Below are 20,747 nucleotides of genomic sequence, written 5' to 3'. Positions count from 1 at the left end.
ACACACCCCCCCCACCAGGTGGGGCGGCGGGTGGGGTCGTCGCGGCCCCCCCCCCCCCCCCCCCGACTCAGCCGCGCGTCGATACTCAACTCCGGCCGCGTCGGCTCCGGTAGGCCGCGACGCTGGCCCGGTGCGCGCAGGTGCGGGTGCAGAACTGCTTCGAGCCGTTGCGTGAGAGGTCCACGAAGGTGCCGCGGCATGCCTGTCCGGCACACATGCCGAGTCGGGCCGGCCCGAGCGCCGCGATCACGGAGGCGAGCGCGCCGAGCGTGGTCGTGGCGAGGTGCGCGGAACAGCGATCGGTGTCCGAGACGGCCTCCGTCCACCAGCGGTCGTGGTCGTTGCGCAGAACCAGGGTGGCGCGGCTTCGACGCAGCTCGTCATTGATCAGGACAGCGGTTCCGGCTGGGTCGGCGGCCGCTTGTTCCAGCACGGCACGCACCGTCGCGCGCACCGCTCGGACCTCTGCCAGATCGGTGCGGTTGATCCGTGACCGTGGATCAGGGCGTGGTGTTCCGGCCGTACTCGCCCGCTCGGCCGGTCCGATGCCGGGATGGCCGGCGAGGAAATCCCGGAGTTGCGCCACGGTCCCGAGCGCGTCCTCGCCCTTGACCGGCTTCAGGGTGTTGGCCAGGTCGACGGCCGTCTGGACAGCCGACGAGTCGTAACACGCGTCAATCATTTGACGTGTCTCCACTTCACTCATACGGTGACACTCATCATACGCTTCACGTGTCACACGATCCGGTGAGGAGAGGATGGTGTCGCAGGCGGTCACGCTCGGGAGATCAGGCGGCGGAGGGTCGGGACGCCCCACGGACGGGCGTCGACTCGGACTGGTCCTGGGCATGTTGGTGCTGCCGATGTACGTGGCTCTGGGGGCACCCGCGGTGGCTCTGCCCGCCGTCGGCCGGGCGCTCGGGGTGCCGTTCGGGGCGACGGCCTGGATCCTCGCCGCGTGGTCGCTCACGTCCGCGCTCGCCATGCCGGTCGCGGGCCGACTGCTGTCGCGGTGGGGCCCGTTCCACCTTCTCGTCGCCGGCGTCACGGGGCTCGTCGCGGGCTCCGCGCTCGCGGGGGCCGGGCCGACTCTGGCCGTCGTGATCGTCGGTCGGCTCATCGGTGGCGCAGGTGCGGGCGTGACCGTGGTCGCCGTTTTCGCCGTGGCCACTGCCCTGCCCGGTCGGGAGCGGACCCGCGCGCTGGGCATCGTCGCCGCCGCCAGCGCGACGGCATCGGGCTGCGGAACGCTGCTGGGCGGAACGGTCACCGCATGGCTGGGATGGCGTGCCGTGCTCGCGATCCCGGCGCTCGCGCTGCCTCTCCTGCTGGCCGCGATGCCGAGCAGGCGCTTGCTGACGCGGACCGGTGCCGACGGGCCGGACGACCGGGCCGAACCATTCGACTTCCTGGGCGCGGCCGTCCTTTCGGTACTCGCCGGGTCGGTGATCACGTTGCTGCAGGCGCACTCGGTCGGCCTGCCCGCTCCGGTCACGTGCGTCGTGGCCGCCGCCGGGGTGCTGGCCGCTGCCGGCCTCAGGTGGTGTGTCCGACGCAGGCCCGACGGGTTCGTACCTCGGAGGGTGATCGCGGTCCGCGGCTTCCCGGCGCTCGGCCTCATCGGCGGCGCGGTCTTCGCCGGCTACTACGGCGTTCTGTTTCTCGCCCCGTCCCTGATCGAGCGGGCCACGGGAGGCGGAGCCCTCGAAGCCGGTCTGTTTCTCGCCCCGGCCGCCGTCTGTTCGGTGCTGTCCGGCCGGTTGGTCGGCGTCCTGACCGGCCGGTTCGCCGGATGGCGGATATCGGCCGGGCTCGCGGGGATCACTCTGGTCGGCGTGCTGGTGGTCGCGGTGTTCTCCGGGCCGGCGCCGGTCATCGCCGGTACCGCGCTGACCGTGTGCGGCTTCGCCGGGGCCCAGGCTGTACTGGTGGGCGTCGCAACGGACTTGGTCGCCTCGCGTGACCGCGACACCGCACAGGGCCTGCTCAACTTCATGAACGCCCTGGGGGGCGGGATCGGTCCGGCCGCGGTCGCGGGCCTGTCCGGCATCGTGCCGGTACCGGTTTCCCTCGCCGTACTCGCGGCGCTTCCCCTGGCGGGCGCCGTGCTCAGCCTCCTCCGGCGCCCGGGCGCCGGCCCGTCGTCCCGAACGCGGTGCCCTGCGCCGAAGCCGGAGTCGACGGTGCACCCACCCCCGATCCGTTGACGCCTTGACAGAAAGGAGCCCCGTCATGGCCGCCGAGCCGTTCGAGGCCAGTGTCACCGAAGCCGAAATCGCAGATCTGCGTGACCGCCTGCGCCGTACGCGCTGGCCCGAGCCCGAGCCGGTGAAGGACTGGTCCCAGGGCATCCCGCTGGCCTGCGTACAGGAGTTGTGCCGCAGCTGGGCCGAGGACTACGACTTCGGGTTCGCCGAACGGCTGAACACCTTCCCCCAGTACCGCGACACGATCGACGGGCTGGGTATCCACTATCTGCACATCCTCTCGCCGGAGCCGAACGCCTTCCCGCTGGTACTCACGCACGGCTGGCCCGGTTCGGTACTTGAGTTCCTGGACGTCCTCGGCCCGCTGACCGACCCGCGCGCGCACGGCGGGGACCCGGCGGACGCGTTTCACGTGGTCGCGCCGTCGTTGCCCGGGTACGGCTGGAGCGACAAGCCGCCCACAACCGGGTGGGGTGTCATGCGCATCGCGCGCGCCTGGGACACGCTGATGGCCTCCCTCGGCTACGAGCGGTACGGCGCGCAGGGCGGCGACTGGGGTTCCGCGGTCTCCGGGGCGCTGGGCGAAGTCGCACCCGAGCGGGTGGCCGCCGTGCACCTGAACCTGGGATCCGTCGCCGCCGGCACCTTCGACGACCCGACGCCCGCGGAGCGGGCGAACCTGCACGCCGAACAGGAGATGCGCCGCACCGGCCGGGGGTACTCGGCGATCCAGGCAACCAGGCCGCAGACGCTCGGCTACAGCCTCACCGACTCCGCGGCGGGCCAGGCGGCCTGGATCGCCGAGAAGTACTGGGCGTGGACCGACCACGACGGCCGGATCGAGGATGCGGTGTCCCGGCAGAAGCTTCTCGACGAGATCTCCGTCTACTGGTTCACCGCATCGGCCACGTCATCGGCGCGGCTGTACTGGGAGAGCTTCGCCCGCTTCAGGGACAAGGTCACGGCGCCGTCGGGGCTGTCCGTCTACCCGCGTGACATCACCCGCCCGTCACGGCGCGAGGCCGAGCTCCGCTTCACCGACCTGCGCTGGTTCGAGGAGATGCCGCGTGGCGGCCATTTCGCCGCGCTGGAGCAGCCGGAGTCGCTGGTCGGGCAAGTGCGCGGCTTCTTCCGCCTCTTCCGCTGACCGTCCACGGCGTGCTCGCACGGACATCGGCCGGGCCTTCGTGGCAGGATCCGCTCCCATGGAATTCTCCGAGGTGATCCGGCGGCGGCGCATGGTCCGGCACTACTCCGACAAGCAGTTGGCCCCCGAGGTGGTCGAGCGGGTCCTCGCCTCGGCCCTGCGGTCCCCTTCAGCGGGCTTCTCCCAGGGCTGGGCGTTCCTCGCGCTGACCGACCCCGCCGACCGTGCGCGCTTCTGGCCGTTCGTACCCACCCGGGTCGAGAACACGCCGACGATGCAGGATGCGCCCCTGGTTGTGGTGCCTCTTGCGCACAAGGCGGCCTATCTCGAACGGTACGCGGAGCCCGACAAGGGGTGGGAGGATCGTGCCGAGGCCCGCTGGCCCGCCCCTTACTGGTACATCGACACCGGGATGGCCTCCCTGCTCATGCTGCTGACCGCTGTCGACGAGGGCCTCGGTGCGTGCTTCTTCGGCATCATGCCCGAACATCTCCAGCCCTTCCGCGCCGAGTTCGGGATACCTGACGAGTACGCGCCCATCGGCGGGATCACGGTCGGCTACCGCGCTGACGACCTGCCGCCGCAGGGTGCCGGCGTCGAAGAACGCCGACGTCGCACGGATGAGGTCATCCACCGTGGGCACTGGGGCCGGCACGCCTGAGCGGGGCGGTCCCCTCGGTGGCCCGGCCCCGGGGGGGGAGCTGCCCACCGTGTGGTCCGTCATCATGCGTACAGCTTGGGGCTTGAGCTGGAGCCGGGTCCAGCTCGTACGGTTCGGTTCCCGGAGAGCACTCCGCGTACCAGGGAGGCGGGCCACGGTGGGTTGCACACAGCGGAGTTGGGGGTACGGCCATGCGGTATCGGGTGCTGGGCGGGACGGGTGTCGAGGTGAGTGCGTACTGCCTCGGGACGATGATGTTCGGGGCGGTCGGGAACAAGGACCACGACGCGTGTGTCCGTATCGTGCACTCCGCGCTCGACCGGGGGATCAACTTCGTCGACACCGCAGACATGTACTCGGCCGGCGAGTCCGAGACCATCGTCGGCAAGGCGCTGGGCGGCGGCGAGCGGCGGGACGGGGTGGTGCTGGCCAGTAAGTTCCACTTCCCCATGGGGAACGGGCCGGGCCGGAGCGGCAATGCGCGGCGCTGGATCGTGCGGGCCGTCGAGGACAGCCTGCGGCGGCTGGACACGGACCGTATCGATCTCTACCAGGTGCACCGGCCCGACCGGCACACCGATATCGAGGAGACCCTGGCCGCCCTCACCGATCTCGTACGGGCCGGGAAGATCCTCTCCTTCGGCTGCTCGACCTTCCCGGCCGAGGACATCGCCGAGGCGCAGGCGGTGTCCGAGCGGCGCGGTCTCTACCGCTTCCGTACCGAGCAGCCGCCGTACTCGCTGCTCGCGCGCGGGGCCGAGGCCGCGGTGCTGCCGACCGCACGGCGGTACGGGATGGGCGTGCTGACCTGGGGGCCGCTCGCCTCCGGCTTCCTCACCGGGCGCTACCGCAAGGGGCAGCCGGTGGACCTGGGCCGGGGGCGGGCCGCGCTCAACCCGGACCGGTTCGATCCGGAGCGCCCGCTGACGGCCGTGAAGCTCGACGCGGTGGAGCGGCTCACCGAGGTGGCGCGGGACCTCGGCCGTACGCTGCCGGAACTGGCCCTGGCCTTCCCGCTCGCGCACCCGGCCGTCAGCTCCGTCATCATCGGGCCGCGTACGCAGGGGCAGTTGGAGTCGGCGCTCAAGGCGGCGCAGCTCGTCCTGGACGACGGGACGCTGGACCGGATCGACGCGATCGTGCCGCCCGGGACCGATCTCTATCCACCGGACGGCGCCTGGACCCGGCCCGCCCTCACCGATCCGGCACTGCGGAGGCGGCCGGTCGGCGAACGCGCGGGGGCGGAAGCGGAGCCGCCGGACGCGTGAGCCCAGGCCGTGTCCGCAAAGCCGTGACCGGCACGCGACGTCGCGGACACGGCAAGGCTCCCCGTGCTCCGGGCCGACACGGCCTAGCTCCCCGTGCTCCGGTACGACCTCAGCCCCGCCCGCCAGGCCGCCCCCGCCACGGCGCAGCACCCCGCGGCCACCACGGGCGGCAGGAACGCCGGCCACTCCGGCAGGTTCAGCGGGTAGGGCCGCCCCAGTACGTACAGCACGGGCAGCCAGTTGACGAAGGCCAGCGGGATCACGAAGGTGACGCCGCGCAGCAGGTCCTTCGCGAAGACCGTCGGCGGGTACTGAAGCAGCGTCACCCCTCCGTACGTGAAGGAGTTCTGCACCTCCGACGCGTCCTGCGCCCAGAACTGGAACGCCGCCCCCACCACGAACACGGCGCAGAAGATCGCCCCGCCGCTGACCACCATCACCGGCACCATCAGGACCTTCAGCGGCGTCCAGTGGACATCGACGACCGCCAGCCCGTACCCGAGGATCAGCAGGCCCTGGGTGATCCGGCCCAGCCGGCGCAGGGCGAAACGGTCCGCCGCGATCTGGGCGAGCACCGGGACGGGGCGCACCAGGAGCGTGTCCAGTGTCCCGTCGCGCACCCGGCGGCCCAGCCGGTCCATCGAGCCCATCACCAGGTCGGAGAGGCCGAAGGCGGTCGTGGCGGTCCCGTACAGGAAGGCGATCTCGCCGAGTGAGTAGCCGCCGAGCCGGTCGACGTGCGAGAACATCAGCAGGATCGCGACGAAGTCGAGCCCGGTCGCCGCGAAGTTGCCCAGGGCCGTCATCAGGAACGACGCCCGGTACGCCATCGTCGAGCGGATCCACATCCCCGCGATCAGCCAGTACGCGCGCAGCCCCTCAGCCACCCTGCACCACCACCCGCCGGGTCGCGGCGGACTGCAGCAGCCGCCCGGCGCCGAGCAGCGCCACCGCCCAGCCGAGCTGGAAGGCGTACGCCGTCACCAGGTGCCAGCCGGTCCGCCGGCCCAGCACGATGTCGGCAGGCACCTGGAGCAGCACCGACCAGGGCAGCGCCCTGGCCACCTCGCCCAGCAGGCCGGGGAAGAGGTTCAGCGGCAGCAGCATCCCGGAGAAGAACATCCCGGCGATCCCCGCGATCTGCGCGACGCCCGCCCCGTCCAGCAGCCAGAACGCGGAGAGCGCCACGAGATAGCGGATCGCGAAGCTGACGACCAGGCCGAGGAGCAGCGAGACCAGGAACGCGAGCCATACGAAGGGGTCGGCAGGCAGCGCCAGACGGAAGGCGAGCGCCCCCAACGCCATGGGCGCCACGCCGCGTCCGATGAGCTGGAACCCGGCACGCCCCAAGTCGCTCGCCAGCCACCAGAGTTGCAGGTCGGCGGGGCGGTAGAGGTCGATCGCGATGTCGCCGGTGCGAATACGCTCGATCAGCTCGTCCTCCAGGCCGCCGCCCAGCAGCGCCATGGTCGTCAGCATCGCCTGGCCGAGCCACACATAGGTGAGGGCCTGCGCCTGGTCGTATCCGCCGAGGTGCGGGCGCTCGTCCCAGAGCGCGATGTAGGTGTACGCCATGATGAAACCGAAGACGGTGTTGGTGAACACCCCGGCGGCCGTCGCCACCCGGTAGGTCGCGAAGCGCCGGAATCCTCCCGCGGCCACGACCGCGTACAGCCGCATCTCTGGGACCCCCTCGCCTGTCGTCGTCCCACCCCGCCCGGACGCCGGAGGGCACGGGCACCAAAGCGCACGACCTTAGTCCAGCGGAGCGTGCGCCGCGACCGAATATTCCGCGCAGTCCGAACCGGGCCACTCAACAGTGTTTTATGGGCATACCTAACAATTCGCCCCATATACCTCGTATGGCACCTTGGGCCGGACGCAGGAGAGACAGTGAGCGACGAGCGCGCAGACGCCGGAGACCCCGCAGGCGCCGGAGAACCGGCAGGCGCGGGAGATTCCGCAGGCCACGGTGGTTCCGCCTCCGGCCCCGCCGAAAAGCCGGCCAGGAAGCGCAAGCGCCCCCGGCGCAAGGGCTGGCGCCGGGCGGTCCCCACCTGGCGGTTCATGCTCGGCGCGGTTCTGGTGCTCCTCGTCGTGATCGTCGGGGGGTTCATCGCCGGCTACAACCTCGTCGAGATCCCCGCCGCCAACACCGCGGCCACCGCACAGAGCAATGTCTACCTCTACGCCGACGGCACCGAGATCGCCCGCGACGGCGAGGTCAACCGCGAGAACGTACCGCTCTCCCAGATCCCCATCGGCGTCCAGCGCGCCGTGCTCTCCGCCGAGGACCGCGACTTCTACTCGGAGAGCGCCGTCGACCCCGAGGCCATGGTCCGCGCGGCCTGGAACACCGCGACCGGCAAGGGCACCCAGGGCGGCTCGACCATCACCCAGCAGTACGTCAAGAACTACTACCTCGGCCAGGAACAGACCATCAGCCGCAAGGCCAAGGAGTTCTTCATCTCGGTCAAGCTCGACCGCGAGGAGAGCAAGGACGACATCCTCGCGGGCTATCTGAACACCAGTTACTTCGGGCGCAACGCCTACGGCATCCAGGCCGCGGCCCGCGCGTACTACGGCAAGAACATCCAGGACATCGACATCGCCCAGGGCGCCTACCTCGCGTCCCTGCTCAACGCCCCCAGCGCGTACGACGTCGTGGCGCACCCCGGGAACAGGGGCCGGGCCGAGTCCCGCTGGAACTACGTGCTCGACGGCATGGTCAAGAAGAAATGGCTCAGCGCCGCGGCGCGCGCCAGGGAGAAGTTCCCGGTCCCCGGAAAGGCCAGGCCCTCGTCCAGTCTCTCCGGACAGCGCGGCTATCTCGTCCAGGCCGTCAAGGACGACCTCGCCCGCAACAGGATCCTCGACGAGGACACCCTCGCCACCGGCGGCTACCGCATCACCACCACCCTCCAGCGCAGCAAGCAGCGGGCGCTCGCCAAGGCGGTGGACGACCAGGTGACCAGCAAGCTCAGCAAGGGCAACAGCGCCGACCGCAACGTCCGCGTCGGCGGCGCCTCGGTGGAACCCGACACGGGCAAGGTCGTCGCGATGTACGGCGGCGTCGACTACACGAAGCAGTACGTCAACAACGCCACCCGGCGGGACTACCAGGTCGGCTCCACCTTCAAACCGTTCGTGTTCGCCTCCGCCGTGGAGAACCACTCGACCACCCAGGACGGACACAGGATCACCCCGCGCACCGTCTACGACGGCACCAACCACCGCACGGTGCAGGGCCCGAAGGGATCCACCGGCTACGCACCGGGCAACGAGGACGGCAAGTCGTACGGCCGCATCCCCGTCTCCACCGCCACCGACAAGTCCGTCAACGCGGTGTACGCGCAGATGGCCGAGGACGTCGGCCCGGCCAAGGTCGAGCAGACCGCCGTCGATCTCGGCATCCCGAAGAACACCCCCGACCTCAACCCGTACCCCTCCATCGCGCTCGGCCCGGCGACCGCCAGCGTGCTCGACATGAGCGAGGCGTACGCGACACTCGCGGGCCACGGCAAGCACGGGACGTACACCATCGTCGGGAAGGTCACCAAGAACGGCCATCAGCGCTCCCTGCCGAAGCGGCCCACCGTCCAGGGCGTCAGCCGGCAGGCCGCGGACACCACGACGTCGATCCTGAAAAGCGTCGTCGCGAGCGGCACCGGCACCGCGGCCAAGTCCGCCGGACGCCCGGCGGCCGGCAAGACCGGTACCGCGGAGGACGACAAGGCGGCCTGGTTCGCCGGGTACACCCCCGATCTCTCCACCGTGATCTCGGTGATGGGCCAGGACCCGAAGACCGGCGTGCACAAGCCGCTGTACGGGGCGATGGGCCTGGCCCGCGTCAACGGCGGGGGCGCGCCCGCCCAGATCTGGGGCCAGTACACGGCGGCCGCACTCGCGGGCACCCCGCGGACGCCCTTCCACCTCGACCTCCAGTCGGGCGCACACCAGGACCCGCTGCCCAGCCCGGACAGCAGCTCGGCGTCCCCGTCGACTACGGCGTCGCCCTCCTCGTCGGGCAAGGCATCGACCGGACCGTCGTCCGCGCCACCGAGCACCGGGCCCTCCGCGACCTCGTCGGAGCCGTCGGGAGCCCCCAGCAGCGAGAACCCGGGCGCGACCGGCGGCGGTACGGACGGCGGCACCGACACGGGCGGGGACGGCGGGGATGGCGGAGACGACGGTGGGGACGGTGGGGACGGTGGGGACACCGGTGGCGGGACCGGGGGCGGTATGACGGGTGGCTGACCGGGGGGGGGAGCGGTGAGGGGGGGCCGACGGGAGCGGGCTCGGCGGGAGTGGGGTCCTCGGCCCCCGGCTCGGGGCTCGCGGCGCCCGACGCCCAGCTCCCGGCACCCGGCGCCCGGCACCCGTAATAAGTGGCCGTGAAGAGCGGCCGAAAAAGGTGGCCGAAAAAAGCATGCGGATCAGCGGGCCGCTCGACAGGCTGAACCCATGAACTCCCCGCACCAGGACGCCGCCGCGCCCAGCAGTCCGCCCAGCACCCCGGCGGACGCCCCGCTCAGCACGCCGATCACCGCCGCTCTCCTCCGAGGCGCCCTCGATCTGGAACGCACCGAGCACGGTCTCCTCCCGCACCGGCTGCCCGCCCGCGCCCGCGCGCAGTGCTCCGACGGACAGCTGGCCATGGTGGAGGCCCAGCCCTCCGGCGTACGGCTGGTCATCCGCACCCGGGCCACCACCGTCGAGCTGGACACGCTCCGCACCAAGATGGCCTACCAGGGGGCCCCGCCCCGGCCGGACGGGCTGTACGACCTGTTCGTCGACGGCAGCCCGGCCGGGCGGGCGAGCGTGACCGGCGGCAACACCCGGCTGGTGGACCTGGCCACCGGCTCCGCCGAGACCCACCCGGGACCGGTCGGAACCGTCCGGTTCGCCGGGCTGCCGGCCGGACAGAAGGACATCGAGATCTGGCTGCCGTACAACGAGGTCACCGAACTCGTCGCCCTGCGCACCGACGCCCCCGTCGAGCCCGCCCCCGACAGCGGCCGCAAGGTGTGGCTGCACCACGGGAGTTCGATCAGCCACGGCTCGAACGCCGAGAGTTCCGCGACCACTTGGCCTGCGCTGGCCGCCTCGCTCGGCGGCGTGGAACTCATCAACATCGGTCTCGGCGGGAGCGCCCTGCTCGACCCGTTCACGGCCCGCGCCCTGCGGGACACCCCGGCCGACCTCATCAGCGTCAAGATCGGCATCAACATCGTCAACGCCGACCTGATGCGGCTGCGTGCCTTCGGACCGGCCGTGCACGGCTTCCTCGACACCATCCGCGAGGGGCACCCCACGACACCCCTGCTGGTCGTCTCACCGATCCACTGCCCCATCCACGAGGAGACGCCGGGACCCTGCGCCCCGGAGTTCGGCGGAGGGACGGTCCGGTTCCGGGCCACCGGCGACCCGGCCGAGCGAGCCGCCGGGAAGCTGACGCTCCAGGTCATCCGGGCGGAGCTGGCCCGCATCGTGGCGCAGCGGGCGGCGGACGACCCCCAGCTGCACTACCTCGACGGCAACGAGCTGTACGGCGAGGCGGACTTCGCCGAACTGCCGCTCCCCGACGCACTGCACCCGGACGCCGCGACCCACCGCCGGATGGGCGAGCGCTTCGCCGCACTGGCCTTCGGCGCCACCGGACCGTTCGCGGCCCGGAGCGCCTGAGGCGGACGGAAGTCCCCAGGGCAGGACCTGGTGTCTAGTGTCCGGACGTCGCCTTCAGGCCGACGACCGCCACAAGGAGCAGACAGACGAAGAAGATCCGGGCGGCGGTGGCCGGCTCCCCCAGTACGACCATGCCGAGCACCGCCGCACCGGCCGCGCCGATCCCCACCCAGACGCCGTACGCCGTACCGATGGGCAGGGTCTTGGCCGCCTGCGACAGCAACAGCATGGACGCGACGATGCCCGCGCCGGTGAAGAGGCTGGGCCACAGCCTCGTGAAACCTTCGGTGTACTTCATCCCGATCGACCAGGCCACTTCGAGCAGACCGGCGACGACGAGCAGAATCCAGGCCATGACGGCACCTCCGCGAGACGGATCAGCAGGGTGCGTCGTCTTTGCGGTCGATCTGCCCGGTACGGCGCGTCTCGTCGGGGTCGTTCCACCGTAGCAAACCCGCGCGGGACGCGGCGGACGGAGCCGGGCCACGGCTACAGATCCGGAGCCGGGCAGGGCTACAGATAGAGCCCGGTGGAGTCCTCGGAAACCCGTTCGGAAGCCACCGCGTGCAGGTCGCGCTCCCGCATCAGGACGTACGCCACGCCCCGGACCTCCACCTCGGCCCGGTCCTCGGGGTCGTACAGCACCCGGTCGCCCGGCACCACGGTCCGTACGTTCTGCCCGACCGCCACCACCTCGGCCCAGGCCAGCCGCTTGCCGACGGCGGCGGTGGCCGGGATCAGGATGCCGCCGCCGGAGCGCCGCTCGCCCTCCGGGCTGTCGGACCTGACCAGCACGCGGTCGTGCAGCATCCGGATGGGCAGCTTGTCGTCGTGGGTGTTCTCGCTCACGGGCTCGAACCTACCTGGCCCGGGGCGCGGCGTTCACCGAAGGGTCCACGCCACGGACCACGGCCGGCTGCGGGGCCGAACGGGTCAGTACCGGGTCAGCACCGCCGCCGCTTGACGGATTTGGCAGATGTGGAAGATGTGGCAGAGACGGCCCAGAGGCCCACCAGGCCCACCGCGAGGAGCGCCACCGGGATCACGCGCTCCAGACGCGGTGCGCCGTCCTCCGTCACGAACTGCGCCCGTACGCCGTTCGCCGTGCGGTTCAGCACGACGTACGCGCGCCCCGCCGTCTGGTCGACGGCCGATGTGACCTTGGCCCTGGCATCTCCCACGATCGTGCTGGGGTGCAGCCGCACACCGATCTCGTCCAGCGTGTCCGCGAGATCCGCACGCCGGGTCTTGATGTCCGCCTCGATCTGCGCCGGGGTCCTGGCATCCGTGGCATCCGACACTGCGCTGCCTCCGTGGTCGTGTCCGGTAGTCGTTGCCCGACAGTCTGTCAGCTCCAGCGGGAACGCACCCCGCGGCACCCCTATTACGCTCTGCCCCATCCGTACCTCACGGTGACCGATCCCTCCGAGGAGAACCTGATGAGCGAGCGACTGCAGCCCGGCGACACCGCCCCCGCCTTCACCCTGCCCGACGCGGACGGCAACGAGATCTCACTCGCCGCGCACCGGGGCCGCAAGGTCATCGTGTACTTCTACCCGGCGGCCCTCACCCCTGGATGCACCAAGCAGGCCTGCGACTTCACGGACAATCTGGGGTTTCTGGCCGACGCCGGATACGACGTCATCGGGGTCTCGCCGGACAAGCCGGAGAAGCTCGCGAAATTCCGCGAGCAGGAATCGCTGAAGGTGACGCTGGTCGGCGATCCGTCCAAGGAGACACTCGCCGCGTACGGCGCATTCGGGGAGAAGAAGCTCTACGGCAAAACGGTGACGGGCGTCATCAGGTCGACGGTCGTCGTCGACGAGAACGGCAAGGTCGAACGCGCTTTCTATAACGTCAAGGCCACCGGTCACGTAGCCAAAATCATCAAGGACCTCGGCCTCTGAGGAACTCCGGGGCGGTCCGAGAAGTTGCGAGAGTGGCCGGTATCCGCGGAAAATACGTGACCAAGGTCCCATTTCTCCGGAGCCCTGGTTTGCGATCGCCATCGCTGTGCAGAAGAGCCTCCTGCGTGTTTTTGTATGCCCACAGAGAGGACGACCACCATGGCGGACCCCGGCCACCAGACCGCCGCCGACCCCGAGGCGGTCAAACGCCACCGCGGTCTCTTCCGCGCGATCGACCGGCGGAAGAACCCGCGGCTGCGCCGCACCGACATCACGGTGACGGACGAGGCCGCGATCAAGCGGGCGGTGAAGGCGGCCAGCCTCGGTAATGCCATGGAGTGGTTCGACTTCGGCATCTACAGCTATCTGGCGGCGACGATCGGCCGCGTGTTCTTCCCCGGCGGAAGCGACACGGTCCAGCTGCTCGCCTCGTTCGCCACTTTCGCCGTCGCCTTCCTGATCCGGCCGGTCGGCGGCATGGTCTTCGGCCCGATGGGCGACAAGATCGGCCGCAAGAAGGTCCTCGCCATGACCATGATCATGATGGCGATCGGGACCTTCGCGATTGGCGTGCTCCCCTCGTACGCGACGGTCGGCTTCTGGTCCCCCGTCCTGCTGATCTTCTTCCGCCTGGTGCAGGGCTTCTCCACCGGCGGTGAGTACGGCGGCGCCTCGACCTTCATAGCCGAGTACGCACCGGACAAGCGCCGCGGGTACTTCGGCAGCTTCCTGGAGTTCGGCACGCTCTCCGGATACGTGGGCGCGGCCGGCCTGGTCACGCTGATGACCTCGGTCGTCGGCTCCGGCGGGATGGACAGCTGGGGCTGGCGCATTCCGTTCCTGGTCGCGGGCCCGCTGGGCCTGGTCGGTCTCTACCTGCGGCTCAAGCTGGACGAGACCCCCGCCTTCCAGCGGCTGACCGGCGAGAACGTGGGCGCCGGCGAGGCGGCCGACGCGGTCGAGACCACCGCCAAGGGCGACCTCAAGGCGATCTTCCGGGACCACTGGCGCGCGCTGGTGCTCTGCATCTGTCTGGTCGGTGCGTACAACATCACCGACTACATGCTGCTGTCGTACATGCCGACCTATCTCTCGGACGAACTCGACTACGGCGACACCCACGGCCTACTGGTCCTGCTGGGCGTCATGGTCGCCCTGATGCTGGTCATCAACCAGGTCGGCAAGCTGAGCGACCGCTTCGGCCGGAAACCGCTCCTGATGGCGGGCATGCTCGGCTTCCTCGTCCTGTCGCTCCCGGCCTTCCTCCTGATCCGCCAGGGCTCCGTCCCGGCGATCATCATCGGCATGGCGATGCTCGGCCTCTCGCTGGTGTGCATGCTGGGCACGATGTCGGCGGCGCTCCCGGCGCTGTTCCCGACCCAGGTCAGGTACGGGTCGCTGTCGGTCGGCTACAACCTCTCGACGTCCCTGTTCGGCGGTACGACCCCGTTCGTGATCACCGCGCTGATCAGCCTGGCCGGCACCAATCTGATGCCGGCGTACTACGCGATGGGCGCGGCGCTGGTGGGCGTGATCGCGGTCCTCTGCATGAAGGAGACCGCCCAGCAGCCCCTGGAGGGCTCGCCCCCGTCGGTGGAGACGAAGGAGGAGGCCGCCGAAATGGTCGAGTCCCAGGCCCCGGAACCCCGCTTCTGACCCCCACCCCCCGAAGCCACCCCGGCTCGCGGAACGGCCCGTACCCCACCCGGTACGGGCCGTTCCGCTTCCCGTACGTGACGGCCGGGCCGGTGGTTCGTTACTCCGTACGAGGTGACGAACGTGTGACCGGGGTGGAGGGGGCACGCATGCCGAAGAGGTACACCCGCGAGCTGCTGGCGGAAGCAGCTCGCCGGACGAGCGACTGGGACGACGCGGTGCGCTGGTGCGGGGGCACCGCGACGCCGGGCAGCAGACGGTATCTGCGCGGGAAGATGGCCGAGGCCGGGGTGGACACCTCGCACTTCCCCGACCGGTGGGTGCGTCACACCGACGCGCGGCTCCGCGAGGCCGTCGCGGCATCGACAAGCATCCGGGAGGTCCTCTGCCAGCTGGGGATCAACCCGGTCGGCGGGAACCACACGCACATCGGGCGCCGTATCAAGGCGTCCGGGATCGACACCTCACACTTCACCCGGCGCCCGTCCGGTGGCCCTCAGCGCTCACGAGGCGGCGGGATCCTGACGGTCCGGTCCCCCGGCGAGGGCAGAGTCCCCGGGGAACGGCTGCGCCGCGAACTGCTGCGGACGGGGTGCCCTGAGCGCTGCGCGATGTGCGGTACCGGCCCGGAGTGGAACGGCCGGCCTCTCCGCCTCGAAGTCGATCACATCAACGGCGACTGGTGGAACAACACCCCCGGGAACCTCCGGCTCATGTGCCCCAACTGTCATACGGTCACCGACACCTACCGCGGACGCAGGCGGGGGACGAAGGCGTGAGCAGGGCGAAGTACCCCCGGGAACTGCTGACCCGCACGGCGGCCGACTCCGCAAGCCTCGTGGACCTGATGCGCCGGCTGGGCGCCCCGATGGGAGCCCGTCCTCTGCGCTGTCTGCGCCTCAGGCTGGAGCACCTCGGCATCGACACGTCGCACTTCGGCGACGAGCCCCTCCCGGCCCGTGAAAGACGCAGCTACTCGCGGGAGTTGCTGGCAGAAGCGGCCGCCCACTCGTCCAGCATCCGGGAAATGATGGAGTACCTGGGCTACCCGCCGGACGACAGCCCCTACGGGCTCATCAGGACCAAGCTCGACCGCTTCGGTATCGACACCTCGCACTTCCGCCGCGGACGCGGACACGGTCCGTCCGTACTTCCCCGCGAGCCGCTCGCCACCGTGGTCGCCCGCTGCCTCAGCCATGCAGGCGTGCTCAGAGCGCTCGGGGAGCGGGACTCGGGCGCTGCCAGGGCGCGCCTCCGTAGGAGCCTGGACGCCCATGGGATCTCCACCGGGCACTTCACCGGTCAAGGACACGCCCGTGGCACGGTCTCACCCCGCCGGGTAGCAGCCCACGACATCCTCCGCCAACGGCCGCCCGGCTCACCCCGGACCAGGACCGTGAAACTGCGGCGCGCACTCGACGACCTGGCTGTCCCGCACATCTGCGCCGATTGCGGCACGGGTGACAGCTGGCAGGGCCGGCTGCTGGTGCTGGAGATCGATCACATCAACGGCGACAGACTGGACGACCGCCGGGAGAACCTCAGGTACTTGTGCCCGTCGTGTCACAGCCAGACGGTCACGTTCGCGAACCGCTCCCCATCACTCCGAGGAACAAAGTAGAGTTCTTCAGGTCTGCGCCCGTACGCCACCCGGTGAGCGACGATCTTTAGGTGGTCGTGTATATCGGTTCGAATCCGATCGGGCGCACCGACAGAAGGCGTGGCCTCCACAGGGGGCCACGCCTTCTGCTGTCAGCCCAGCAGCTCCCGCACCACCGGTACCAGCGCACGGAACGCCTGGCCGCGGTGGCTGATCGCGTTCTTCTCCGATGCCGTGAGTTCCGCGCAGGTGCGGGTGGAGCCCGTCGGCTGGAGGATCGGGTCGTAGCCGAAGCCGCCGCTGCCCGCCGGGGTGGTGCGGAGGGTGCCGGGGAGGGTGCCCTCCACCACGCGTTCCGTGCCGTCGGGGAGGGCCAGGGCCGCCGCGCAGGCGAAGTGGGCGCCCCGGTGCGGGTCGTCGATGTCCGAGAGCTGGGCCAGCAGCAGGCGGAGGTTGGCCTCGTCGTCGCCGTGGGTGCCTGACCAGCGGGCCGAGAAGATGCCGGGGGCGCCGTTCAGTACGTCGACGCAGAGGCCCGAGTCGTCGGCCACGGCGGGCAGGCCGGTCGCCTGCGCCATGGCGTGGGCCTTCAGCAGAGCGTTCTCGGCGAAGGTGACGCCGGTCTCCTTGACGTCCGGGACTTCGGGGTACGCGTCCGTGCCGACCAGTTCGTGGGGCAGGCCCGCGTCGGCGAGGATCGCTTCGAGTTCGGTGATTTTCCCGGCGTTGCGGGTGGCGAGGATCAGACGGGTCATGTGTCCAGTATCAGGGGGCGGGCGGGCGGCTCACCGCGCACCCTTCCGCCCCCGGAGCACCACCGTCCGGCAGGCGCACCGGCTACTTGCCGAGTGCCTCGACCTGGAGCGCGGTGAGGTCGGCGCAGCCGCCGGTGGCCAGGTCGAGCAGGGCGTTGAGCTCCTTGCGGTCGAAGGGCTCGGCCTCGGCGGTGCCCTGGACCTCGACGAAGCGGCCGTCCCCGGTGCAGACGACGTTCATGTCGGTCTCGGCGCGGACGTCCTCCTCGTAGCGGAGGTCGAGCAGCGGTGTTCCGTCGACGATGCCGACGCTGACCGCCGAGACCGTGTCGGTGAGGGGCTTGCGGCCCGGCCTGATGAGCTTCTTGGACTGGGCCCAGGTGACCGCGTCGGCGAGCGCGACGTACGCGCCGGTGATCGCGGCGGTGCGGGTGCCGCCGTCGGCCTGGAGGACGTCGCAGTCGAGTACGACCGTGTTCTCGCCCAGCGCCTTGTAGTCGATGACCGCGCGCAGCGAGCGGCCGATGAGGCGGGAGATCTCGTGGGTACGGCCGCCGATCCTGCCGCGGACGGATTCCCGGTCGCCTCGGGTGTTGGTGGAGCGCGGGAGCATCGAGTACTCGGCGGTGACCCAGCCCTCGCCGCTGCCCTTGCGCCAGCGCGGTACGCCTTCGGTGAAGGAGGCGGTGCAGAAGACTTTGGTGTCACCGAAGGAGATGAGGACGGAGCCCTCGGCGTGCTTGCTCCAGGCGCGCTCAATGGTGACCGGGCGGAGTTCTTCGGGGGTGCGGCCGTCGATACGAGACATGGGCCGAGCCTATCGGCCGGAGCGGGGGCGGGCGCCCGGGGCCGGTGGCGGGAGGCGGGGCGGCCACCGCCGCGGCCACTGCCGCGCCCGGAGCCGGCCCCGCCGCTGATCCGCCGCACTCGCGGGTGCCCGCGAGTCAGCCGGTCACATCATGTCCTCGATGTCCGCGGCGATGGGGTCCGCGTCGGTGCCGATGACGACCTGGATCGCGGTGCCCATCTTGACGACGCCGTGCGCGCCCGCGGCCTTGAGCGCCGCGTCGTCCACGAGCGAGGCGTCCTTGACCTCGGTGCGCAGCCGGGTGATGCAGCCTTCGACCTCTTCGATGTTGTCGAGGCCGCCGAGCCCCGCGACGATCTTCTCAGCCTTAGTGGCCATCTCTGACTCCTGAGTGTCTCCTGGCGGCCCGGCTCTCCGGTCCGTTTCGTCACGGTAACGCACGATTGGGCGCCTTATACGGGCGGGAAACCGTGCCGCCTCGGAAGATGGCGATCACTGGTGCGGCGCCGGGGGCAAGGCATCGGACCGCGCCGTGGGTGGCCTGGAGCCATATACGGCGGCCGCCAACAGGCCGACGCAGGAGGACGCCGAATGAGCACCAGCAGCGCGGCGGTGCCACAGACCCCGCCGGCGAAGAAGTGGTGGAACGGCCTCTTCCAGGGTCTTCAGAAGGTCGGCCGCAGTCTGCAGCTGCCCGTCGCCGTCCTGCCCGCCGCGGGTCTGCTCGTCAGCCTCGGCAATCTCTTCACCGCCTATCTGCACGGCGCGTTCTGGGACAGGACGGCCAAGGTCTTCCTCGCGGGCGGCAACGCGATCCTTGACGGGGCGTTCGGTCTGCCGCTGCTCTTCTGCATCGGGGTCGCGATCGGTTTCGCGAAGAAGGCGGACGGTTCGACGGCGCTGGCCGCGGTCGTCGGATTCCTCGTGTACCACGGCGTCCTGGGCGCCTACCCGATCGGTGGGTCGGTGACGAAGGCGATGCCCCAGGGCACTCCGCAGAATCCGGGTGTACTCGGCGGGATCCTGATCGGGCTGCTGACCGCGATCGTCTGGCAGCGCTTCCACCGCACCCGGCTGGTCGACTGGCTGGGCTTCTTCAACGGCCGCCGTCTCGTCCCGATCCTGATGGCTTTCCTCGGCGTCATCCTCGGCGTGGTGTTCGGGCTCGTCTGGCAGCCGGTGGGCGATGCGCTGACCTGGTTCTCGAAGCATCTGATCGGCCTGGGCGCCTGGGGCGCGGCGATCTTCGGTGTGGCCAACCGGCTCCTCATCCCGATCGGTATGCACCAGTTCCTGAACACCTTCTTCTGGTTCCAGGCCGGTACGTACACCAAGTCGGACGGGACCGGGGTACAGGGCGACATCACACGGTTCTTCGCGGGCGACCCGAGTGCGGGGCAGTTCACGTCCGGCTTCTTCCCGATCATGATGTTCGGTCTGCCCGCCGCGGCCCTGGCCATCGCCCACTGCGCACGGCCGGAGCGGCGCAAGCAGGTCACGGGCCTGATGATCTCGGTGGCGCTGACGTCGTTCGTGACCGGGGTGACCGAGCCGCTGGAGTTCTCCTTCATGTTCGCCGCGCCGCTGCTGTACGGGCTGCACGCGCTGCTGACTGGTGCTTCGATGGGGATCACCTGGGCCCTGGGGGTCCATGCGGGGTTCAGTTTCTCGGCCGGTCTGATCGACTACGTCATCAACTGGCACCTCGATACGAAGCCCTGGCTGATCATCCCGATCGGGCTCTGCTTCGCGGTGGTGTACTACGTGGTCTTCCGGTTCGTGATCACCAAGTTCAATGTGATGACACCGGGGCGCGAGCCGGAAGAGGACGTCGAGGACGTCACCAAGGCATGAGGGAGCACAGTCGGCGGGCCCGGGAACCGCAGCGGTTGCCGGGCCCGCGATGAGAGTGCCGCGGGGTCCAGATCCCGTACACGGGATCGGATCCCGTACCCGGGGTCAGATCCCGTACCCGGGGTCAGATCCCGGGTACGGGGTCAGATCTCGTACACCGCGCCGGGCCTGGCCAGCTCCACCGGGCCGTCGAACACCGCCTGCGCGTCGGCCAGATTGCGTTTGGCGTCCGTCCACGGCGGGATGTGGGTCAGCACCATGTGCCGCACCCCGGCACGCGCCGCGTGTGCTCCGGCCTCGCGGCCGTTGAGGTGGAGGTCGGCGACATCCTCCTTGCCGTGGGTGAAGGACGCTTCGCAGAGGAACAGGTCGGCGCCCACGGCGAGTTCGTGCAGCGGGTCGCAGACGCCCGTGTCCCCGGAGTACGTGAGTGTGCTGCCGCCGTGCTCGATCCGGATGGCGTACGCCTCGACCGGGTGGCAGACCTTCTCCGTACGCACCGCGAACGGGCCGATGTCGAACGAGGCGGACTTCAGGGTGCGGAAGTCGAAGACCTCGCTCATCGACGTGGAGGACGGGGTGTCCGCGTACGCCGTGGTGAGCCGTTCCGCCGCACCCTCGGGCGCGTACACGGGGATCGCGGGGCAGCGTCCGCCGTCGTGGCGGTAGTAGCGCGCGACGAAATACGCGCACATGTCGATGCAGTGGTCCGAGTGGAGATGGCTGAGGAAGACGGCGTCCAGGTCGTAGAGACCGCAGTAGTGCTGCAGCTCGCCGAGGGCGCCGTTGCCCATGTCGAGGAGCAGCCTGAAGCCGTCGGCCTCTACGAGGTAGCTCGAACAGGCCGATTCCGCGGATGGGAACGACCCCGAGCAGCCGACGACGGTGAGCTTCATGGAGTGGGAACCTCCGTGGACGGGCCGGGCCCCGCGCGCCCGGCAGGACGCCGAAGCGGTCCGTCGAGCCTAAGGCGCCGGAGCGGTGGCCGCTCCTCCACAGGACGGCGTTGTGGGGGAACTCACCTGCGCTGTCACCGGTTCGGGTGGGCGGTGCGGCTCTGCGGCCCCGCCGACGGTGGGGCGCCGGGTGTCCGTGGCCACCGGTACGGTCCTCGGTATGGATACGAGGTGGGTGCTGGCGCTGCTGGCCGTCGTGGTGATCGCCCTGGTCGCGTCGGTCGTCGACGGGCGTGCGCGGGG

At 70.4% G+C, this 20,747-nt stretch carries 21 protein-coding genes, 1 tRNA gene and 1 riboswitch; of the genes, 12 read left to right on the top strand and 10 right to left on the bottom strand.

Translation table 11 applies throughout. From position 1 onward, the window contains the following. Positions 1-85: 85 nt before the first annotated feature. Entirely contained in the window at positions 86-682 is a 597-nt protein-coding gene (locus tag ACFXBC_RS21995) for a CGNR zinc finger domain-containing protein (RefSeq protein ID WP_385026876.1), read from the bottom strand. 76 nt (positions 683-758) lie between these two features. Between ACFXBC_RS21995 and ACFXBC_RS21990 the strand changes: the two genes are divergently transcribed. From ACFXBC_RS21990 to ACFXBC_RS21975, 4 genes are all read left to right on the top strand, one after another. Next, positions 759-2,207, top strand: coding sequence for an MFS transporter (locus ACFXBC_RS21990; RefSeq protein ID WP_385026873.1), 1,449 nt, complete (start codon positions 759-761; stop codon positions 2,205-2,207). A gap of 25 nt (positions 2,208-2,232) precedes the next feature. Then, complete coding sequence (locus tag ACFXBC_RS21985; RefSeq protein ID WP_385026870.1) at positions 2,233-3,354, top strand: epoxide hydrolase family protein; 1,122 nt, start codon at positions 2,233-2,235, stop codon at positions 3,352-3,354. 58 nt (positions 3,355-3,412) lie between these two features. Beyond that, entirely contained in the window at positions 3,413-4,015 is a 603-nt protein-coding gene (locus ACFXBC_RS21980) for a nitroreductase family protein (protein WP_385026867.1), read from the top strand. 191 nt (positions 4,016-4,206) lie between these two features. Then, the gene (locus ACFXBC_RS21975; RefSeq protein WP_385026864.1) at positions 4,207-5,283 is read left to right on the top strand and encodes an aldo/keto reductase; all 1,077 of its coding nucleotides are present in this window, start codon (positions 4,207-4,209) and stop codon (positions 5,281-5,283) included. Between the two features lie 83 nt (positions 5,284-5,366). Here ACFXBC_RS21975 and ACFXBC_RS21970 read toward each other — a convergent pair whose 3' ends face one another. Together ACFXBC_RS21970 and ACFXBC_RS21965 are read right to left on the bottom strand one after the other, a co-directional pair. Then, positions 5,367-6,170 carry an ABC transporter permease gene (locus tag ACFXBC_RS21970; protein ID WP_385026861.1) on the bottom strand — a complete coding sequence of 268 codons (804 nt, stop codon included), beginning with the start codon at positions 6,168-6,170 and terminating at the stop codon, positions 5,367-5,369. Continuing rightward, complete coding sequence (locus tag ACFXBC_RS21965; RefSeq protein WP_385026858.1) at positions 6,163-6,963, bottom strand: ABC transporter permease; 801 nt, start codon at positions 6,961-6,963, stop codon at positions 6,163-6,165. The genes ACFXBC_RS21970 and ACFXBC_RS21965 overlap by 8 nt, the downstream gene beginning before the upstream one ends. Positions 6,964-7,176: 213 nt before the next feature. Between ACFXBC_RS21965 and ACFXBC_RS21960 the strand changes: the two genes are divergently transcribed. Further along, positions 7,177-9,540 (top strand): transglycosylase domain-containing protein, encoded by a 2,364-nt coding sequence (locus tag ACFXBC_RS21960; RefSeq protein ID WP_385026855.1) that lies wholly within the window; start codon positions 7,177-7,179, stop codon positions 9,538-9,540. A gap of 207 nt (positions 9,541-9,747) precedes the next feature. Then, on the top strand, positions 9,748-10,968 hold the full coding sequence (locus ACFXBC_RS21955; RefSeq protein WP_385026852.1) for a GDSL-type esterase/lipase family protein: 1,221 nt from the start codon (positions 9,748-9,750) through the stop codon (positions 10,966-10,968). A 34-nt stretch (positions 10,969-11,002) separates the two neighbouring features. Here the strand turns inward: ACFXBC_RS21955 and ACFXBC_RS21950 are convergent, their stop codons facing one another. The 3 genes from ACFXBC_RS21950 to ACFXBC_RS21940 all read right to left on the bottom strand — a co-directional run bounded on the left by ACFXBC_RS21950 (position 11,003) and on the right by ACFXBC_RS21940 (position 12,269). Next, positions 11,003-11,323, bottom strand: coding sequence for a multidrug efflux SMR transporter (locus ACFXBC_RS21950; RefSeq protein ID WP_266856623.1), 321 nt, complete (start codon positions 11,321-11,323; stop codon positions 11,003-11,005). 29 nt (positions 11,324-11,352) lie between these two features. Next, positions 11,353-11,423, bottom strand: a riboswitch (guanidine-III (ykkC-III) riboswitch). Positions 11,424-11,481: 58 nt separating this feature from the next. Further along, complete coding sequence (locus ACFXBC_RS21945) at positions 11,482-11,817, bottom strand: GroES family chaperonin (RefSeq protein ID WP_385026848.1); 336 nt, start codon at positions 11,815-11,817, stop codon at positions 11,482-11,484. 95 nt (positions 11,818-11,912) lie between these two features. After that, entirely contained in the window at positions 11,913-12,269 is a 357-nt protein-coding gene (locus ACFXBC_RS21940) for a DUF3618 domain-containing protein (protein ID WP_385026845.1), read from the bottom strand. A 138-nt stretch (positions 12,270-12,407) separates the two neighbouring features. Here ACFXBC_RS21940 and bcp point away from each other — a divergent pair, with 138 nt between their 5' ends. From bcp to ACFXBC_RS21915, 5 genes are all read left to right on the top strand, one after another. After that, positions 12,408-12,875, top strand: a complete 468-nt coding sequence (gene bcp / locus ACFXBC_RS21935; RefSeq protein WP_385026842.1) for a thioredoxin-dependent thiol peroxidase — start codon at positions 12,408-12,410, stop codon at positions 12,873-12,875. A 159-nt stretch (positions 12,876-13,034) separates the two neighbouring features. After that, positions 13,035-14,531 (top strand): glycine betaine/L-proline transporter ProP, encoded by a 1,497-nt coding sequence (gene proP / locus ACFXBC_RS21930; RefSeq protein WP_385026839.1) that lies wholly within the window; start codon positions 13,035-13,037, stop codon positions 14,529-14,531. A gap of 149 nt (positions 14,532-14,680) precedes the next feature. Further along, positions 14,681-15,310 (top strand): HNH endonuclease, encoded by a 630-nt coding sequence (locus ACFXBC_RS21925; RefSeq protein ID WP_385026835.1) that lies wholly within the window; start codon positions 14,681-14,683, stop codon positions 15,308-15,310. Then, the gene (locus ACFXBC_RS21920; RefSeq protein WP_385026832.1) at positions 15,307-16,152 is read left to right on the top strand and encodes an HNH endonuclease; all 846 of its coding nucleotides are present in this window, start codon (positions 15,307-15,309) and stop codon (positions 16,150-16,152) included. The genes ACFXBC_RS21925 and ACFXBC_RS21920 overlap by 4 nt, the downstream gene beginning before the upstream one ends. A gap of 14 nt (positions 16,153-16,166) precedes the next feature. Beyond that, a tRNA-Leu gene (locus tag ACFXBC_RS21915) sits at positions 16,167-16,239 on the top strand. Between the two features lie 44 nt (positions 16,240-16,283). Here ACFXBC_RS21915 and rdgB read toward each other — a convergent pair. The 3 genes from rdgB to ACFXBC_RS21900 form a co-directional block, all read right to left on the bottom strand. Beyond that, on the bottom strand, positions 16,284-16,886 hold the full coding sequence (gene rdgB / locus ACFXBC_RS21910; protein ID WP_385026829.1) for an RdgB/HAM1 family non-canonical purine NTP pyrophosphatase: 603 nt from the start codon (positions 16,884-16,886) through the stop codon (positions 16,284-16,286). 82 nt (positions 16,887-16,968) lie between these two features. Then, positions 16,969-17,694 (bottom strand): ribonuclease PH, encoded by a 726-nt coding sequence (rph, locus tag ACFXBC_RS21905; protein ID WP_385026826.1) that lies wholly within the window; start codon positions 17,692-17,694, stop codon positions 16,969-16,971. 144 nt (positions 17,695-17,838) lie between these two features. After that, positions 17,839-18,135, bottom strand: coding sequence for a glucose PTS transporter subunit EIIB (locus ACFXBC_RS21900; RefSeq protein ID WP_385026823.1), 297 nt, complete (start codon positions 18,133-18,135; stop codon positions 17,839-17,841). Between the two features lie 150 nt (positions 18,136-18,285). Here ACFXBC_RS21900 and ACFXBC_RS21895 point away from each other — a divergent pair, with 150 nt between their 5' ends. Beyond that, the gene (locus tag ACFXBC_RS21895) at positions 18,286-19,548 is read left to right on the top strand and encodes a PTS transporter subunit EIIC (RefSeq protein ID WP_385026820.1); all 1,263 of its coding nucleotides are present in this window, start codon (positions 18,286-18,288) and stop codon (positions 19,546-19,548) included. A 143-nt stretch (positions 19,549-19,691) separates the two neighbouring features. Here ACFXBC_RS21895 and ACFXBC_RS21890 read toward each other — a convergent pair whose 3' ends face one another. Beyond that, complete coding sequence (locus ACFXBC_RS21890) at positions 19,692-20,444, bottom strand: MBL fold metallo-hydrolase (RefSeq protein WP_385026817.1); 753 nt, start codon at positions 20,442-20,444, stop codon at positions 19,692-19,694. Positions 20,445-20,747: the final 303 nt, after the last annotated feature.

The organism is Streptomyces sp. NPDC059398, assembly GCF_042751845.1.
Classification (GTDB): domain Bacteria; phylum Actinomycetota; class Actinomycetes; order Streptomycetales; family Streptomycetaceae; genus Streptomyces.
This window is presented reverse-complemented; position numbering and strand designations above follow the sequence as displayed.